At 73.3% G+C, this 17,536-nt stretch carries 16 protein-coding genes and 1 pseudogene; 6 read left to right on the top strand and 11 right to left on the bottom strand.

The features are described 5' to 3' along the window. Positions 1-141: 141 nt before the first annotated feature. On the bottom strand, positions 142-789 hold the full coding sequence (locus RIF68_RS07100; protein ID WP_309050272.1) for a response regulator transcription factor: 648 nt from the start codon (positions 787-789) through the stop codon (positions 142-144). Then, complete coding sequence (locus tag RIF68_RS07095; RefSeq protein WP_309050271.1) at positions 786-1,985, bottom strand: histidine kinase; 1,200 nt, start codon at positions 1,983-1,985, stop codon at positions 786-788. The genes RIF68_RS07100 and RIF68_RS07095 overlap by 4 nt, the downstream gene beginning before the upstream one ends. Positions 1,986-2,136: 151 nt before the next feature. On the opposite strand from RIF68_RS07095, the gene RIF68_RS07090 reads away from it, so the two are divergent. After that, entirely contained in the window at positions 2,137-2,763 is a 627-nt protein-coding gene (locus tag RIF68_RS07090) for a hypothetical protein (protein WP_309050270.1), read from the top strand. Here RIF68_RS07090 and RIF68_RS07085 read toward each other — a convergent pair. Next, on the bottom strand, positions 2,680-3,252 hold the full coding sequence (locus RIF68_RS07085) for a cob(I)yrinic acid a,c-diamide adenosyltransferase (RefSeq protein ID WP_309050269.1): 573 nt from the start codon (positions 3,250-3,252) through the stop codon (positions 2,680-2,682). The genes RIF68_RS07090 and RIF68_RS07085 overlap by 84 nt on opposite strands. A gap of 234 nt (positions 3,253-3,486) precedes the next feature. Between RIF68_RS07085 and RIF68_RS07080 the strand changes: the two genes are divergently transcribed. The 3 genes from RIF68_RS07080 (at position 3,487) to RIF68_RS07070 (ending at position 7,670) form a co-directional block, all read left to right on the top strand. Continuing rightward, positions 3,487-4,335 carry a 3-hydroxyacyl-CoA dehydrogenase family protein gene (locus RIF68_RS07080; protein ID WP_309050268.1) on the top strand — a complete coding sequence of 283 codons (849 nt, stop codon included), beginning with the start codon at positions 3,487-3,489 and terminating at the stop codon, positions 4,333-4,335. A gap of 126 nt (positions 4,336-4,461) precedes the next feature. After that, the gene (locus RIF68_RS07075; RefSeq protein ID WP_309050267.1) at positions 4,462-4,785 is read left to right on the top strand and encodes an STAS domain-containing protein; all 324 of its coding nucleotides are present in this window, start codon (positions 4,462-4,464) and stop codon (positions 4,783-4,785) included. A gap of 212 nt (positions 4,786-4,997) precedes the next feature. Then, positions 4,998-7,670 (top strand): ATP-binding protein, encoded by a 2,673-nt coding sequence (locus RIF68_RS07070; RefSeq protein ID WP_309050266.1) that lies wholly within the window; start codon positions 4,998-5,000, stop codon positions 7,668-7,670. Between the two features lie 90 nt (positions 7,671-7,760). On the opposite strand, the gene nucS is transcribed toward RIF68_RS07070, so the two are convergent. Beyond that, a complete protein-coding gene (gene nucS, locus RIF68_RS07065; RefSeq protein ID WP_309050265.1) occupies positions 7,761-8,432 on the bottom strand; it encodes an endonuclease NucS in 672 nt (223 codons plus the stop codon). Between the two features lie 227 nt (positions 8,433-8,659). Here nucS and RIF68_RS07060 point away from each other — a divergent pair, with 227 nt between their 5' ends. Next, a complete protein-coding gene (locus RIF68_RS07060; RefSeq protein WP_309050264.1) occupies positions 8,660-9,052 on the top strand; it encodes an SCO5389 family protein in 393 nt (130 codons plus the stop codon). 234 nt (positions 9,053-9,286) lie between these two features. Here the strand turns inward: RIF68_RS07060 and RIF68_RS07055 are convergent, their stop codons facing one another. After that, complete coding sequence (locus tag RIF68_RS07055; protein ID WP_309050263.1) at positions 9,287-10,321, bottom strand: LLM class flavin-dependent oxidoreductase; 1,035 nt, start codon at positions 10,319-10,321, stop codon at positions 9,287-9,289. A gap of 199 nt (positions 10,322-10,520) precedes the next feature. Here RIF68_RS07055 and RIF68_RS07050 point away from each other — a divergent pair, with 199 nt between their 5' ends. Next, positions 10,521-10,847 (top strand): ATP/GTP-binding protein, encoded by a 327-nt coding sequence (locus RIF68_RS07050; protein ID WP_309050262.1) that lies wholly within the window; start codon positions 10,521-10,523, stop codon positions 10,845-10,847. Positions 10,848-10,904: 57 nt separating this feature from the next. Here the strand turns inward: RIF68_RS07050 and RIF68_RS07045 are convergent, their stop codons facing one another. From RIF68_RS07045 to RIF68_RS07020, 6 genes and pseudogenes are all read right to left on the bottom strand, one after another. Further along, positions 10,905-11,735: an ABC transporter permease subunit gene (locus RIF68_RS07045; RefSeq protein WP_309050261.1), complete on the bottom strand. Its 831-nt coding sequence runs from the start codon at positions 11,733-11,735 to the stop codon at positions 10,905-10,907. Next, positions 11,732-12,823: an ATP-binding cassette domain-containing protein gene (locus tag RIF68_RS07040; protein ID WP_309050260.1), complete on the bottom strand. Its 1,092-nt coding sequence runs from the start codon at positions 12,821-12,823 to the stop codon at positions 11,732-11,734. Before RIF68_RS07040 ends, RIF68_RS07045 begins: the two co-directional genes overlap by 4 nt. 165 nt (positions 12,824-12,988) lie before the next feature. Then, positions 12,989-13,768 (bottom strand): ABC transporter permease, encoded by a 780-nt coding sequence (locus RIF68_RS07035; protein ID WP_309050259.1) that lies wholly within the window; start codon positions 13,766-13,768, stop codon positions 12,989-12,991. A gap of 3 nt (positions 13,769-13,771) precedes the next feature. Next, a complete protein-coding gene (locus RIF68_RS07030; protein WP_309050258.1) occupies positions 13,772-14,743 on the bottom strand; it encodes an ABC transporter ATP-binding protein in 972 nt (323 codons plus the stop codon). A gap of 76 nt (positions 14,744-14,819) precedes the next feature. Next, a complete protein-coding gene (locus RIF68_RS07025; protein ID WP_309050257.1) occupies positions 14,820-15,755 on the bottom strand; it encodes a cellulose-binding protein in 936 nt (311 codons plus the stop codon). A gap of 114 nt (positions 15,756-15,869) precedes the next feature. Beyond that, positions 15,870-17,536, bottom strand: a pseudogene (locus RIF68_RS07020) (hypothetical protein); the annotation flags it as partial.

The raw sequence follows: 17,536 nt of genomic DNA, 5'->3' as shown, positions 1-17,536 counted from the left end.
AGTGCTCAACGGTGCTCCTCAAGTTGCGGACGATCGTGGTGGGGGTGGTCCGGGAGTTGCGCGCGCCCCGCGAGCGTAGGAAGGTCTGGACCAATCGTCAAGAGGTCCAGACCAACGTCGGGGTGGGTGTGTCAGAACGCCTCAGACGCCCCATTCCCGCGCCAGCACCGCCGCCTGCACCCGGCTCCGCAGGCCCAGCTTGTTCAGCACCTTGCTGACATGGGTCTTCACCGTCGCCTCCGCCATGTCGAGCCGTACCGCGATCTCCGCGTTCGCCAGTCCCTCCGCGAGCGCCGACAGCACCTCCCGCTCCCGGGGCGTCAGCGACGCCAGCGCCTCCGGGTCCGCCGCCTCCCGCGCCGGCCGGCTCGGGGCCGCGAACTCCGCGATGAGCCGCCGGGTGACCGCCGGGGCGATCATCCCCTCGCCCCGCGCCACCGTCCGTACCGCCTCGATCAGCTCCCGGGCGTCCGCGTTCTTCAGCAGGAACCCCGCCGCCCCCGCCCGCAGCGCCCCGAACACGTACGCGTCGAGGTCGAAGGTGGTGAGCACCAGCACGTCGGCCAGACCCTCCGCCACGATGTGCCGGGTCGCCGTCACCCCGTCCATCCGCGGCATCTGCACGTCCATCAGGACCAGATCGGGCCGCAGCGCGCGGGCCAGCTCCACCGCCCGCTCGCCGTCCCCGGCCTCACCGACCACCTCCAGGTCCGGCGCGCTGCCCAGGATCAGCACCAGACCCGCCCGTACCGCGCTCTGGTCCTCGGCCACCACCACCCGCACCGTCATGACCGCCGCTCCTCCTCGTTCGTGTCCATCGGCAGTCCGGCCCGCACCCGCCACCGCTTCCGCCCCTCGCCGTCCGGCACCGGACCGGCCTCGAAGACCCCGCCCAGCAGGGCCACCCGCTCCCGCATCCCCACCAGACCGGCCCCCGACCCGGGCGCGCTCGGCCCCGGCCGCGCGCCGTAGGGGCTGGTCACCGTCACCGTCAGCGCCTCGTCCTCCCGGGCGAGCACCACCCGCACCTCACCCGGAGCGGCGTGCTTGAGCGCGTTGGTCAGGGACTCCTGCACGATCCGGTACGCCGCCAGCTCCACCGGCACCGGCAGGTCCCCGTCCCCCTCCCGGGCGTCCTCCAGGACGAAACTCAGCCCGCTCGGCCCGCCGTTCGCCCCGGCCTGCGCCAGCAGCGCGTCGAGCCCGGCGAGGGTCGCCGTCGCGGCCGGCTCGGTGTCCGCGCCGCTCTCCCGGAGCAGACCGATGAGGCGCCGCATCTCCGCGAGGCCCGCCACGCTGTTCTCCCGGATGACCGTGAGCGCCTGCCGGGTCGTCCCGGGATCGTCCAGGGAGAGCGCCGCCGTCGAATGGATCGCGATCGCCGAGAGGTGGTTCGCCACCATGTCGTGCAGCTCGCGCGCCATCCGGGCGCGCTCCGCCACCACGGCCTGGGCCCGGTCCATCTCGGCGAGCAGGGCGGTCTGCTCGGCGCGCAGCCGGGCCGCCTCCGCCGCGTTGCGGTGGTTGCGGACGATCGCGCCGGTGATGGCGGGCAGGAAGGCGATGCCGCCCGTGAGCACACCGACCAGCAGCGCCACCGCGTTCTGCCACCAGATCAGCAGCACGACCGTGAGGGCCACGGTGATCAGGCCGGTGGTGTACGGGATGCGACGGGCCGAGGCCGGCGGGCCGTACACCACCGCCGCGTACACCACGTCCGTGAACATCAGGACCGTGGCGAGGCTGCCGTTGGTGAACTGGTCGGCGACGATCGCGAGCGTGCCGGCGAACAGGGCGGTCCGGGGCATGGTGCGCCGCAGCGCCTCGGCCCCGGACGTCACCGCCAGCGGCACCAGGGCCGCCCACCGCTGCTCGAACAGGCGCTCGCCGGAGACGTACAGGCCGAACCACCAGAGGAGCAGACCGCCGAAAAGCCCGACGGCGGCGATCAGCACGTCATGGCGGTGGGGGCGGGGGAGTGTCACGTACCCATCCAACACTCCGCGCGTGCGCGGAGCCTCGACACCCGGGCCGATCCGCCCCTCCGCCGAAGGATGTAGACGCACCTCGTCACCGCCGACGACGATCCCGGCCCGGCCGCGCGGGACGCTGAGAGCGAGCGAAAGGGGAACCGCTGTGATCGTCACACTCATCGTGGTCTGCGAGGTGGGCTTCTGGGTCCTGCTGGCCGCCGGCCTCTCCGCCCGGTACCTCCTCGGGAAGCCGAAACTGGGCATGGCGCTGCTGCTGTGCGAACCGCTCCTGGAGGTCCTGCTCCTGCTCGTCACGGCGGTCGACCTCAAGAACGGGGCCGAGCCGAGCTGGCGCCACGGCCTCGCCGCCATCTACATCGGCTACACCGTCGGCCACGGCCACCGGACCGTGAAGTGGCTCGACGGCCACGCCGCCCACCGCCTCGGCGGCGGCCCGCCGCCGCGGAAGCCGCCGCAGTACGGCATGGAGCGTGCCCGCCACGAGGGGCAGATCTGGCTCGGCTCCGTGGTGGCCGCCTCCGTCGCCACCGGCCTCCTGCTGGCCGCGGTCTGGTACGTGGGCGACGCCGGCGACACCTCGAAGCTGGAGGCCTCGATCGCCGGCGTCTGGCGGGTGGTCGGCATCCACGGCCTGATCACCCTCAGCTACGTCGTCTGGCCGAGGAAGGCCCCGGGGAACGACGCCTCAGCGGTCGCCGCCCGGGACCCACAGGACGTCCCCGACGCCCTTGTTCGCGGTCCGCGCGAGGATGAAGAGCAGGTCCGATAGCCGGTTGAGGTACGTGGCGGTCAGCGGGTTCATCGTCTCGCCGTGCACCTCCAGGGCCGCCCACGTGGAGCGCTCGGCCCGCCGGACCACCGTGCACGCCTGGTGCAGCAGGGCCGCCCCGGGCGTGCCGCCCGGCAGGATGAAGGAGCGCAGCTTCTCCAGGTCCTCCAGGAAGCGGTCGCAGTCCGCCTCCAGCTTGTCGACGTACCCCTGCTCCACCCGCAGCGGCGGGTACTCCGGGTTCTCCACCACCGGCGTGGCGAGGTCCGCCCCCACGTCGAACAGGTCGTTCTGGACGCGGACCAGGACCTTCACGACCTCCTCGTCCAGCTGCCCCAGGGCGACGGCCGTACCGATCACGGCGTTGGCCTCGTTGGCGTCGGCGTAGGCCGCGATCCGCAGATCCGTCTTGGCGGTCCTGCTCATGTCCCCCAGCGCGGTGGTGCCCTTGTCGCCGGTACGGGTGTAGATGCGCGTCAGATTGACCATGGCCCCAGCGTAGTGACGACCGGGCCCGCCGGACGGTGTCTGTGCCCACCGTCACGGCGGACGCGCCCTCGGCGGAGGCCCGCCGTCCCCCTCGGCGGTCCCCGCGGCCTGTCGCGAGTGTGACGTCCGTCAAAGAGGGCGTGACGCGCATTACTTAGCGGTCACATGACGGCCCGCGACCGCTAATCTCCGCCGGAGAGCCAGAAGTGAACAGGCGTTGAGGGGTGGAAGATCGTGGCCAGGAAGCTCGCCGTCATCGGGGCCGGACTCATGGGGTCCGGCATCGCGCAGGTATCGGCCCAGGCGGGCTGGGACGTCGTCCTGCGTGACGTCACCGACGCCGCGCTCACCCGCGGGACCGACGGGATCAAGGCGTCGTACGACCGGTTCGTCGCCAAGGGCAAGCTGGAGGCCGCCGACGCGGAGGCCGCGCTCGGCCGGATCACCGCCACCACCGACCTGGACGCCGTCGCCGACGCCGATGTCGTGGTCGAGGCCGTCTTCGAGAAGCTGGAGGTCAAGCACGAGATCTTCCGCTCCCTCGACAAGATCGCCAAGGACGGCGCGATCCTCGCCTCCAACACCTCCGCCATCCCGATCACCAAGATCGCCGCGGTGACGGGGCGCCCGGAGGCGGTCGTGGGCACCCACTTCTTCTCCCCGGTCCCGATGATGCAGCTCTGCGAGCTCGTCCGCGGCCACAAGACCAGCGACGCCACCCTGGCCGCCGCCCGTGAGTTCGCCGAGTCCGTCGGCAAGACGTGCATCGTCGTCAACCGCGACGTGGCCGGCTTCGTCACCACCCGCCTCATCTCCGCCCTCGTCGTCGAGGCCGCCAAGCTCCAGGAGTCGGGCGTCGCCACCGCCGAGGACATCGACATCGCCTGCAAGCTGGGCTTCGGCCACGCCATGGGCCCGCTCGCGACCGCCGACCTCACCGGCATCGACATCCTCGTCAACGCCACCGGCAACATCTACGCGGAGACGCAGGACGAGAAGTTCGCGCCGCCGGAGCTGATGCGCCGGATGGTGGACGCGGGTGACATCGGCCGCAAGAGCGGGCAGGGCTTCTACAAGTACTGAGCCCGTGACGCCAGTCCGCCTCACTCCGTGGGGTGAACTTCGGTACCGGTTCGCTGACAAGGCGCAACGTATCTGCCGATACGGCAGTCAGTCGTTGTGAAGACGGAGCACTCTCGGGGAGCGCATATGCACATCAGGGGCGACCACGCCGAGCTGGTCGTCGGGGGCCGCCTCGACGTCCGCAGCGCGGCGGACGCCCGCACGGTCCTGCACTCGGCCGTCGACGACGGCGTCGGCGACCTCGTGCTCGACCTGACCGGCCTCGACTCCTGGGACGCGACCGGCCTCGGCGTCATCATGGGCGCCCACCGGCGGGCCGGCCGCTGCGGCCGCCGCCTCGTCCTGCGCGGCGTACCGCCCCAGATGCAGCGGCTCCTCGTCGCCACCCGGCTCCACCGCATCCTCGCCATCGAGGGCGGCCTCGCCATGGAGTCCCTGCCCCGCGTGTGAGCGGGCCGGGCCGGCGGCCGCACCGGCCGCCACCTGTGAAGCCGCCGTGAGAACCAGGCGTCACGCTCAATCCTCACAAGACCGTGACGTCTTGGTCTCGGCGGCACCCCACCTGTTCCCGGGCCCCCCGCGACCGTCTAGGGTTCGGCCGTCTGCACACATCGACGGACCCACCCGGCGGGCTCCGCACACCGCTCTTGGGAGCTTTGACCATGGACCCGATACACCGGGGACCGGACGCGTCCGGTCACGACCCCGCGGCCGAGGACGCCCGCCCCGCGCCCGCCCTCCCCGAGCGCACCGCCGCGTCGCCCGCCCGGGCCCGCGTCACCCGCATCGTCTCCGGCGGCCTGCTCCTCACGGTCAACCCCGTCGACGGCAGCGAGATCGAGCCCTGCCCACCGGGCCAGGAGCACCGCGAACCCCGCCGCCGCACCCCCGAGGAGCGTGCCGAGGCCGCCCGCTCCGCCGCTCCGCCCGTACCCCCCGGCCCCGCCGCGCCTCCGCTGCCGCTCCTCGAACGCCAGGAGACCCGTGAGCGGCTCGCCGAGATCCTCGGCCGGGGCCGCTCCGCCCGCCTGACCGGCCCCGCCGGCTCCGGCCGCACCGCGCTCCTCGACGCGGTCGCGGCCGACTGCGCCGACCTCGCCCCCGACGGCGTCGTCCGCCTCTCCGGCCACCACCGCACCGCCACCGAACTCCTCCACGACCTCTTCACCGCCGTCCGGTACGCCCCCGGCGAGCGGCCCGACCGGCCCACGCTCCTGGCCCGGCTCCGCGACATCGGCGCCGTGGTCGTCGTCGACGACCTCGAATTCGGCGGCGCCGCCCTCGACGAACTCCTCGCCGCCGCGCCCGAATGCGCCTTCCTCCTCGCCGCCACCCCCGACGTGCCGCCGCCCTCCGCCGACTCCCACGTCGAGGAGGTCGCCCTCGCCGGCCTCGGCCGCGCCGCCTCCCTGAAGCTCCTGGAGAGCGCCGTCGGCCGGACCCTCACCGACGACGAGGCCAACTGGGCGGGCGACCTCTGGTTCGAGTCCGAGGGCCTGCCGCTCCGCTTCGTCCAGGCCGGCGCCCTGCTGCGGCAGCGCGACCGACTCCGCGTCACACCGGCCGAGTTCGACGCCTTCGGCGCCCTCGAAGAGGCCTTCGGGCCGCAGCACGGCACCGCGTCCGCCCCCGCCGGGGACGCGGTCCCGGGCGCCCCCGAGGACGCCGACATCGAACTGCGCGACATACCGCTGCCGAGCCTCGGCGAGGGCGCCGCCCCGGCCGCCCTGCTCGCCTCCCGGCTCAGCCGCTCCGCCCAGGCCACCCTCCGCTTCGCCGTCGCCCTCGGCGGCGAACTCCCGCACCAGGCCCACCTGCCGGCCCTGGTCGGTGACACCCACGCGGACGCCGCCCTCGGCGAACTCCGGTCCTGCGGACTGCTCACCCCGGTCGGCCCGCGCCACCGGCTCGCCGCGGGCGTCCTCACCCAGCTCCTCGCCCACGGGTACGACACGGGGGCCACCGACCGCGTCCACACCGCCGCCCAGCACTACGCCTGGTGGGCCGGACACCCCTCGGTCACCCCCGAGCGTGCCGCCGCCGAGGCCGACGCGCTGCTCGCCGCCCTCACCGCGCTGCTCCCCGGCACCGACGCCGAACACCGCGCCACCGCCGTGCTCCTGGCCCGCGCCGCCGCCCCCGCCTTCGCCGCCTCGCTCCACTGGGGCGCCTGGGAGCGGGCCCTGCGCGCCGGGCAGGAGGCCGCTCGCCTCACCGGGGACGTCGCCGAGGAGGCGTACTTCCACCACGAGCTGGGCGTGCTCGCGCTCTGCGCCGGCAACCTGGAGCGGGCCCGCGCCGAGCTGGAGGCCTCCATCGGGCTGCGCGGCGCCCTTGCCGACAAGCGCGGCACGGTCGCCGGCCGCCGGGCGCTCGCCCTCGTGGACGACCTCGCCCGCCGCGCCGCCGCCCCCGCGCCGGCCGCCGAGGCCGTGTCGCCGCCCCGGGGCACCCCGGCGCTCCGCGGCCCCGCGCCCGCGCCCCCGGCGGCGTCCGGCCCGGCCGACGCCACGCCGCCCCAGGGCAAGCCCGCGCTCCAGGCGTTCGCGGACCTCCCCGACCCCGCCGGCCGCCCGGCCCGCGTGACCGCTCCCGGCACCGCCCGGGCGGCCGGAACCGCGGGCCGTCCCGGTCAGCGCGACGAGCGCCCCACCCCCGCCGCCGGGTCCCCGGTCGCCACCGGCCGGTCCGGAGTGCGCGGCGGCATCCTCGACGGCGCCCGCCGCAACCTGGTCGCCGTCGGCGCCGGAGCGCTCCTCGTCGCGGTCCTCGGCACGGTCGTGACGCTCGGCGCCACCTCCGGCGACGGAGAGACGCCCGCCACCGACCGCGTCACCTCCGACAGCAGCACGACCCCGGGCACCACCGACGACGGCCTCGGCCCGGAGGAGCCGCCCGCCGGGAGCGGGACGGGCGGTGACACCGGCGTCCCGGGCGAGACGGCCGCGCCCACCGCCTCCGGCAGCCCGTCCCCGTCCGGCTCGGGGAGCGACGCGCCCTCCTCCCCGTCGACGCCCGGCACCTCCGGCTCCCCGTCGGAGACCGCCACCACCACGCCGCCGGCGCCCACCGACGGGCCGACCAGCGACACACCGACGCCGACGACCACGTCCCCGACGGTGACGGGCGGGCCCGCGCCGACGGGGACGACCACGCCGCCGGTGACGCCGCCGACCTCTCCGCCCTCTTCGCAGCCGACGACCCCGCCGACGACCCCGCCGGCGACCACCGCCCCTCCCACGACCACGGCTCCGGACCCCAGCGGCTCGGCCTCCTCCTCCCTCGCCGTCCCGTCCCCCTCCGGGGGCTCCGGGGCTTCCGACACCACGATCTGAGCCCTCGGACGGGGGTGTACGGAGGACGGGGACGGCCCCGGGCGCGTTCACCGCACCCGGGGCCGTCCCCGTACACCGTCCGTCCGGCCGCTAGAACAGCCGCAGCTTGTCGTCCTCGATGCCCCGCAGCGCGTCGTAGTCGAGGACCACGCAGTCGATCCCGCGGTCGGTGGCGAGCACCCGCGCCTGCGGCTTGATCTCCTGCGCGGCGAAGACGCCCTTGACCGGCGCCAGGTGCGGGTCGCGGTTGAGGAGCTCCAGATAGCGGGTGAGCTGCTCCACGCCGTCGATCTCGCCGCGCCGCTTGATCTCCACCGCGACCGTCGCACCGTCGGCGTTCCGGCACAGGATGTCCACCGGGCCGATCGCCGTCGGGTACTCGCGGCGGATCAGGGTGTAGCCCTCGCCGAGGGTCTCGATGCGGTCGGCGAGAAGCTCCTGGAGGTGCGCCTCCACACCGTCCTTGATCAGACCCGGGTCCACGCCGAGCTCGTGCGAGGAGTCGTGGAGGATTTCCTCCATCGTGATGATCAGTTTCTCGCCCGCTTTGTTGATCACGGTCCACACGCCCGCGTCACCGTCCGCGCCCTCCTTCAGGGTGCACGGCGGGGACATCCAGTTGAGCGGTTTGTACGCCCGGTCGTCCGCGTGGATGGAGACGCTCCCGTCCGCCTTGATCAGGATCAGACGAGGTGCGGAGGGCAGATGGGCCGTGAGCCGGCCCGCGTAGTCCACGGAGCAGCGGGCAATGACGAGACGCATGGTGGGCAACGCTACAAGACGGGCCCTCTTCTTCGCGATTCGGGCATCGTCATGCGCCGAACACCCGTTGTATATCGGCCGGTTGTGTTCGCATTCTCCTGGTGCGGTCAGGACTGCGCGCTTACCGTGGATGCCGGAGGTCGTCGACCGTGCACGCTCCGTGGCGGTGACCCGGCCTTCACCCCTGCCCGCAAGACCCCGCCCGCGGGGTCGCGAGAGGAGAACCCATGTCGCTCGACGTCTCACCGGCCCTGTTGGAACAGGCCGAGCGAGGCGAGGTCGACGAAGCCGACTTCGTCGACTGCGTCCGGACCTCCCTGCCCTACGCATGGGAGATGATCAGTTCTCTGGTGGCCCAGCTGAAGGTCGACGGCGGAGACTTCGCCGACAACCAGACGCCGCCGCCGGACGAGCAGGCACGTGGTCAGCTGCTGCGCGCGCTCGCGAGCGATGCCATTCGCGGCGCGCTGCAGCGGCACTTCGGGGTGCGTCTCGCATTCCAGAACTGCCACCGGGTGGCGGTCTTCCCGCTGGACCCGTCCACCGACGAGCGGCTCGCCCGGTTCACGTCCGTACGGGCACAGCTGCTCAACCAGTCGCCGGAACTGCGCGACTGCTGAGACCTGGTGCTGCCGCTCCGCGTCACGGGAGCCGCGCTCGGTGCGTGCCGACGCGCCGCACGGCCTCGCGCACACGGATGCCGGGGCGGCGGCGCACGGTCCCACCGCCCTCACGGGCCCGCCACCGCGGGGGCCCGGACGGGGCGCCGGCTCCCGGTACGTCACGGGCCCCGGTCGCCTCGCACCGCCGCACGTCGCATGAGGACCCGGCGTCCGGGGACCGTCCCCCGAGGCTCAGGCGAGAAGCGGCAGGACCTCGGTGCCCAGGCGCCGTACGTTCTCCTCGGTGGCCGCGAGGTCGCCGGAGCCCTCCGCGAGGAGGGCGAAGCGGGTGATGCCCGTGCGCTCGGAGGTCGCCGCGAGCCGGTCGGCCGCGAAGCGGGGCGTGCCCACGGGGTGCAGGCCGCAGAGCAGCTCCGTGTACGCCACCGGGTCCCGCATCGCACGGTGCCGGCCGTCCACGGTGACATGGGCGTCGAGCCCCTGCTTCAGCCAGCCGGGCATCGCCTTCAGCAGGGCCTCCGCCGCGTCGGCGCCGCCGTCCGCGAGCTGCACCACACCCGCCGACACGTGGCCGTCCGCGATCCGGGCGATCTCGTCCGGGTCCCGTCCGGCCTCCCGGGCGCAGCGTGCCCACGCCGCCACCATCTCGGCCTTGTCCTCGTCCCCGCAGTGCATCCCGAGCAGCATCGGCAGCCCGCGCTCCGCCGCGAGACGGACGCTCCGGGGCGAGGTGCACGCCACCACCATCTCCGGGGCCGCCGGGCCGTCGATGAGCTCGTCGGGGCGGGGCACCACCGCCACCTCGCGGAAGGTGAACCGTTCCCCCCGGGCGTCCACCCGGGGCTCCGTGAGCCAGCGCAGCAGGAGGTCGAGCGATTCGGGGAAACTCCGCTCGTACGCGTCCAGGCCCGCGCCGAACACCTCCAGGTCCACCCAGGGGCCGCCCCGCCCCACGCCCAGCGTGAACCGGCCGCCCGAGGTGAGGTGCAGCAGCGCGGCCTGCTCGCCCAGGGAGACGGGGTGCGCCGTCGGGAGCACCGTCACCGCCGTGCCGACCCGCAGCCGGCGGGTCCGGCCGAGCAGAAAGGCCGCCAGGGTCACCGCGGAGGGGCAGACCCCGTACGGTACGAAGTGGTGCTCGGCCAGCCAGACCGAGTCGAGCCCCGCCTCCTCGGCCACCTCGGCGGTCCGCACCGCCCGGTGCAGGGCCTCCCCCTGCCCCTGGCCGGGGAACTGGGCGGCCAGAACGAACGTACCCACGCGCATCGCCAACTGCCTCCTTGCGCCCTACGGTTCTCCCCCCTCGCACTGGCACCAACGCCTGACACGTGCCAAAGGCAACGGCCGTTCATGAAGTTCTTGCGATTTTCGGCTAAGCCGGGGCGGGAGCGGCTTCGGGCACCGCATGGCGGCCCGTAGGCTGGAGGCAACGGTCCGTGTCGTTCCCAGACCCTGTGAGGTGCCCGTGTCCCCGCGTCACAACCGCTCCCGGGGCGGTGCCAGGCCCGAGCCGCAGGTGGACCCCGGCAACCGGTACGGGGGAGTGCAGCGTACCGAGACCTGGCAGGGCGAGGAGTGGTACGTACGGCTCGTCGCGGGCGCCAGCGCCCCCGGGAAGCGGTACCGCTGCCCGGGCTGCGACCAGGAGATCCCGTCCGGCGCCCCGCACCTCGTCGCCTGGCCCGAGTTCGGGGGAGTGGACGACCGCCGGCACTGGCACAAGGCCTGCTGGAACGCGAAGGACCGCCGCACCACCAAGGTGCAGCGGTCCCGCAACGCTCCGAGGTACTGACCTCCGTCACGCGCCCCGTTCACAGGTCCCGGTCACGTGTCCCGGTGGGCGCCCCGCTCACACGTCCCGGCTGTTCAGCACGGCGAAGGCGCCGCCCAGGGCGCCGAGCGCGAGGACCAGCATGATCCACACCGGGTCCCAGCCCGTCGGGCCCGAGGCGCCCTCGACCGGCACGGACGAGTACAGGGCGATCATCTGGCTCGGCAGGGCGTAGGCGAGCAGCCAGTCCCGCACGCCGGACAGCGACTCGGCCATCATGAACATGGCGGCCACCAGCGGCATCAGCATGACGCCGATCATGATGGTGATCGCGCCGGCCGAGTGCCGGATCAGCGTCCCGACGGCCAGCGACACCAGACCCGTCAGGGCCAGGAACAGACCGGCGCCCACCGTGGCCCGCAGCCACTGGTCGACCGTCGGCTCCGGCCCGGAGACCAGGGCGACCTGGGCCACCGCCACCACCGTGGCCGTCAGGGTCGTGATCGTGAAGACGAGCGCGAAGAAGACGATCGCCTTGGCGAGCAGCACGCGCCCCCGGCTCGGGCAGGCCGTCAGGGTGGTGCGGATCATGCCGGTCCCGTACTCGGAGGCGATGGTGAGCACGCCCAGCGTCATCACGCAGATCGAACCGAGCAGCAGACCGAAGAAGCCCATGCCGAGCGCCGACTCGTTCTCCGCCGGGTACTCCGAGGCGGCCGCCACGATCAGCGCGACACCGAAACCGACGCCCAGCATCAGCAGCACCATCACCCCCAGCGTCCACATCGTCGAACGCAGCGAGCGGATCTTCGTCCACTCGGAGGCCAGGGCGTCGCCGAGGTGCGCCCGGCGCACCGGGATGGGCGAGACGTAGGAGTGCGGCGCCGGGGAGGGGGTGGGGGCGGTCATCGGGCGTCCTTGGGGGTGTCGCTCGGCTGCGGGGAGGCGTAGGGGTTCTGTCCGGGCGGCGGCGGGGCGTACCAGCCCTGCTGCGGCACCTCGGGGATCACCGGCTGCGGCGGCTGCCCGTACCCCGGCTGCCCGGGCTGCGGCGGCGCCTGGAGGTGGGCCAGCCGGTCGTCGGTGGAGCGGTAGTCGACGGCGCCCTGGGTCAGCCGCATGTACGCCTCCTCCAGGGACGCCTGGTGCGGCGAGAGCTCCCAGAGCCGGACGTCCGCCCCGTGGGCGAGGTCACTGATCCGGGGCAGGGGCAGGCCCGCCACCCGCAGCGCCCCGTCCGGCTCGGACAGCACCTGGCCGCCGGCCTCCGTGAGCGCCGCCGTCAGCTTCTCCCGCTGCTCCGGCTCACCCTCGGGGGTGCGCACCCGCGCGAAGCCCGCCGAGTTCGCCGCGATGAACTCCCGCACCGGCATGTCCGCGAGCAGCTGCCCCCGGCCGATCACGATCAGATGGTCGGCCGTCAGCGCCATCTCGCTCATGAGGTGACTGGAGACGAAGACGGTCCGGCCCTCCGAGGCCAGCTTCCTCATCAGGTTCCGCACCCAGAGGATGCCCTCCGGGTCCAGGCCGTTGACCGGCTCGTCGAACAGCAGCACCTGCGGATCGCCGAGGAGCGCCGCCGCGATGCCGAGCCGCTGGCCCATGCCGAGCGAGAAGCCCTTGGAGCGCTGCCTGGCCACCTCCTGGAGGCCCACCACACCCAGCACCTCGTCGACCCGCTGGGCCGGGATGCCGGCGAGCTGGGCCAGCGACAGCAGGTGGTTGCGCGCGCTCCGCCCGCCGTGCACCGCCTTGGCGTCCAGCAGGGCCCCGACCTGCCGAGGGGCGTTCGGCAGCTGCGGGAAGGGGTGGCCGCCGATCGTGACGCTGCCCGCCGTCGGCCGGTCCAGGCCCAGGATCATGCGCATGGTCGTCGACTTGCCGGAGCCGTTCGGCCCCAGGAACCCGGTGACCACACCGGGCCGCACCTGGAACGACAGGTTGTACACGGCCGTCTTGGCGCCGTAGCGCTTCGTCAGGCCGATCGCCTCGATCATTCTTCCAGCCCCATCGACAGGTCGGTCACGTCCATGCCGGGGTGCGGCCGCGCGCGGCCGGAGTTCCCCGTACGAGCTAGGAGCTTATCCAGCCCTTGACGGTTCCGGTGAAGGCAGAGGAGAACCTCAGGGAACGATCAGGGACCTCCCTGAGAACCCCCGGCCTCAGGCGTCGCGCCGCTTCAGCACCAGCCAGCCGCCCAGCAGCGCGGCCGCCACCCACACCAGCATGATCCCCAGTCCGCCCCAGGGGCCGTACGGCGCCTTCTCCGAACCCAGCGCGTCCGGCACCACCTGCATGATCCGGGAGCCGGCCTGGTCCGGGAAGTAGCGGGCCACCTCCTTGGCCTTCGGGACCGCGGAGAGGATCTGCGAGATCAGGAAGAAGAACGGCACCAGGATGCCCAGCGAGAGCGTCGAGGACCGCAGCATCGCCGCCACCCCCATCGAGAAGATCGCGATCAGCCCCATGTAGAGGCCGCCGCCGACCACCGCCCGCAGCACGTTCTCCTCGCCGATCGAGGTCCGGTGCTCCCCGAGCAGCGCCTGCCCGAGGAAGAAGGAGAGGAAGCTGGTCGCCAGTCCCACGGCGAGGGCCAGCGCCCCCGCCACCGCGATCTTCGAGAACAGGAAGGCCGCGCGCTGCGGTACGGCGGCCAGCGAGGTGCGGATCATGCCCGAGGAGTACTCGGTGCCCACCACCAGGACCCCGAAGACGACCATGGCCAGCTGGCCCAGCATCATCCCGGAGAAGCTGACGAACGTCGGGTCGAAGGTGGCCCGCTCCACCTCGGAGAGGTCGTCGAAGGTGGACCGCATCAGCGCGCACAGGGCCGCGCTCATCGCCACCGTGACCAGCAGGGCGCTGGCCAGCGTCCAGACCGTCGACGACACCGTCCGGATCTTGGTCCACTCCGACCGGAGGACCGCGGATGCCGCTGCCATGGTTCAGGCCTCCTCGGAGGTCGCGCCCCAGCGGGGCCCCGGTGCGGCGAGCGCGCCGCCGTGGATGTCGGTGCCGTGCGCGTGGTACTCCACCGCACCGGCCGTCATCCGCATGAACGCCTCCTCCAGGGAGGCGCGTTGGGAACTCAGCTCGTGCAGCACCAGCCCGTTCTCCGCGGCCAGCTCGCCCAGCCGCTCGGTCGTCGCCCCGTCCACCTCCAGGGCGCCACCGCCCGCCTCGACGGCGGTGAACCCGTGGGCGTGCAGGACGTCCCGCACGCGCTCCCGCTGCGGCGAGCGCAGCCGTACATAACTCCGCGAATTCTGCTGGATGAAATCCGCCATCGACGTGTCGGCCAGCAGCTTTCCCTGTCCGATCACGATCAGATGATCAGCCGTCAGCGCCATTTCGCTCATCAGATGACTGGAAACGAAGATCGTCCTGCCTTCGGCGGCCAGCGCCTTCATCAGATTGCGGATCCAGTGAATTCCCTCGGGGTCCAGACCATTGACGGGTTCGTCGAACATCAAGATCTCCGGATCACCGAGCAGCGCCGAGGCGATGCCCAGCCGCTGCCCCATGCCGAGCGAGAACCCCTTCGACTTCTTCCGCGCCACCGCCGTCAGACCCACCAGCTCCAGCACCTCGCCCACCCGGCGCTCCGGGATGCGGTTCGACTGCGCCAGGCACAGCAGGTTGTTGTACGCCGAACGGCCGCCGTGCATCGCCTTGGCGTCCAGCAGCGCCCCGATGTACTTCAACGGCTCGTCCAGGTCCCGGTAGTGCCGCCCGTCGATCCGGACGGTCCCGCTCGTCGGGTTGTCCAGATCGAGCATCATGCGCATCGTCGTCGACTTGCCCGCCCCGTTGGGCCCGAGGAAACCGGTGATCATGCCCGGCCGGACCCGGAAGGAGAGATGGTCGACCGCCGTCTTCGTCCCGTACCGCTTGGTCAGCCCCTCAACCTCGATCATGCGTACCAACCTAAGGGCGCGCAAAACCCCCCGCCACCGGAGTGACAGGGGGTTCTCGCACCGGAACCGGCGGGCGTTACCGCGTCTGCTGGGCCGGGACGCCCGCGCTCCGCTCGTCGTCGATCGGGGAGCCGGCCGCCGCCACCGCGGCACCCGTCAGGGTCGCCAGCATCTCGCGGACGTTGGTCAGCTGCGCGTTGATCGAGTCGCGGCGGTTCGTCAGCGCCGCCAGCTCGCGCTCCGATTCGCTGCGGATGCGGTCCGCCTTGGCGTTGGCGTCGGCCACGATGTCCTCGGCCTGGCGCTGCGCGGTCTCCACCGTCTGACGGGCCCGGCGCTCCGCGTCCGTCCGCAGCTTCTCGGCCTCCAGGCGCAGCTGCTCCGCCCGGTGCTCGATCTCCGCCAGCCGCTTCTCGGCCTTGGCCTGACGCGAGGCCAGGTCGCGCTCCGACTGCTCCCGGCGCTTGGCCAGGTTGGTCTCGAAGTCCGCCGCGGCCTGGGCCGCCTTGGCGCGGGTCTCCTCGAAGAGGGCGTCCGCCTCCTCGCGCTTCGACTGCGCGTCCTTCTGCGCCTCGGCGCGCAGCGAGTTGGCCTCGCCCTGCGCCTTCTCGACGATCCGGACGCCCTCGTCCTCGGCCTTCGCCTTGCGCTCCGCCGCGAATGCCTCGGCGTCGTTGCGCACCTGCTGCGCGGCCGACTCGGCCAGCTCACGGTGCTGCTCGGCGGCCCGCCGGGCCTCCTCGCGCAGGTCCTTCGCCTCCTCCTCGGCCAGCCGGAGGATCTTCTCGACACGGGCGCCCAGACCCGCGTACGACGGCTCGGCGTCGCTGACCTGCGCCTGGGCGTTCTGCGTTTCGAGGTGGAGTTCCTCGATGCGCTTCTCCAGAGAGGTGATTCGGGCCAGAGCACTGTCACGGTCGGCGACGAGCTTGGTAATGCGGTCGTCCACCTGACCGCGGTCGTAACCACGCCGCACGAGCTCGAAGCCGAAGGGGGAGGAAGTGTCGCTCATGGGGTTCCTGTCGAATGAGACCGGTGAGGTGTTAGAGGGAATCCTAGGGGCCGAAGCGGCGTGTCATCGAGCGTATGCCCGTTTGATTCGGAGAATGTCCAGCCTTTTGAGTGGCTAGCCGTCCTGGGACTTGCCACCCGAACGAGTGGACCCCGCTGACGCGCCCGCCTTGGCACCCACCGCCCCTGCGGACTTGGCCCCCGCCGACGGAGTCTCGAAAGACTCCAACGCCTCCAGAACGTCCTGGACACGGGAGATCTCGGCATTGATGTCCTTGCGACGCCGCGTCAGGACCTCCAGCTCCCGCCGGCCCTCCGCGACCAGGCGCTCGGCCTCCGCCTCGGCCTCCGCCTTGATCCGCTCCGCCTCCGCGACGAGCGAGGCCTTCTTCTGCTCGGCCTCCTTCAGCAGCGCCTCCGCCTTCTTCACGGCCGCGATCCGAACCTTGCTCGCCTCCGAACTCGCGTCCGAGACCAGTTCCTTCGCCTTCTCCTCCGCCTCGGCGCGCTGCTCCTCCGCCGCCTTCACCAGCTTGTCGACCCGCTCGCCGGCCGTCTTCATCTGCTCGGCCGTCTCGCGCCGGGCCCGGTCGTGCAGCTCCTCGATCTCGGCCTCGATCCGGCCGCGCAGCTCCTCCGCCCGCTCCCTTATCGCGGTCGCGTCGCTGCGCGCGCCGACCAGCAGCTCGTCCGCGTCCGCACGGGCCTTCTCCACCAGGGAGTTGCCCTCCACCGTCGCCTCCGAGACGATCCGCTCGGCCTCCTTGCGGGCCGCGCCGACCATCGTGTCCGCCTGCGTCTCCGCCTCGGTGGTGGCGCGCAGCGCCTCCTCCTGCGCCTTGGCGACCAACTGGTCCGCCTGCTCGGCCGCGTCCGAGCGCTTGCGCGCCCCGGCCTCCCGCGCCTCGTCGAGCGTGCGGTCCGCCTCGGCCCGCGCCTCGGCGCGCGTCCGCTCGGCCGCCTTCTCGGCGTCCGCCCTGAGCCGCTCCGACTCGGTACGGACCCGCTCCGCCTCCTGACGCGCGGCCTCCAGCGCCTCGGCGCCCTCGGCCCGCAGCCGCTCCGCCTCCTCGGCGGCCGTCGCCACGGTCCGGCCGGCCTCGGCACGGGCGTCCGTGGTCACCGCGTCGGCCAGCTCCAGCGCCTCGTTGGTGACCCGCTCGGCCTCGGCGGTCGCCTCGCCCACGAGGGCGTCGGCCTGCTCACCCGCGTCGGCGCGCCGCTTGTCGGCGGCCTTGCGCGCCTCGTCCAGGATGCGGTCGGAGTCCGCGAGCGCCGCCGCTCGCAGCGCCTGGGCGTGCGCCTCGCCGTCCGCCTTGACCTGTTCGGCCTCGGTGCGGAGCCGCTCGGCGTCCCGCTCGGTCGTCTCGCGCAGCTCGGCGGCCTCCGCCGCGATGCGCTCCGCCTCGGCCGTGGCCTCGCCGATGAGGGCGTCGGCCTGTTCGGCGGCGTCGGCGCGCCGCTTGTCGGCGGCCTTGCGGGCCTCGTCGAGGACCTGCTCGCCGTCCGCGCGGGCAGCGGCGCGCAGCGCCTCCGCCTGCGCCTCGCCCTCGGCCTTGACCTGTTCGGCCTCGGTACGGAGCCGCTCGGCGTCCCGCTCCGCCGTCTCCAGCAGCTCGGCGGCCTCGGTGGTGAGCCGCTCCGCCTCGGCGGTCGCCTCGCCGATGAGGGCGTCGGCCTGTTCGGCGGCGTCGGCGCGCCGCTTGTCGGCGGCCTTGCGGGCCTCGTCGAGGACCTGCTCGCCGTCCGCGCGGGCAGCGGCGCGCAGCGCCTCCGCCTGCG

The sequence above is a fragment of the Streptomyces sp. genome, assembly GCF_031178505.1.
GTDB classification, from domain to species: Bacteria; Actinomycetota; Actinomycetes; order Streptomycetales; family Streptomycetaceae; genus Streptomyces; species Streptomyces gulbargensis.
This window is presented reverse-complemented; position numbering and strand designations above follow the sequence as displayed.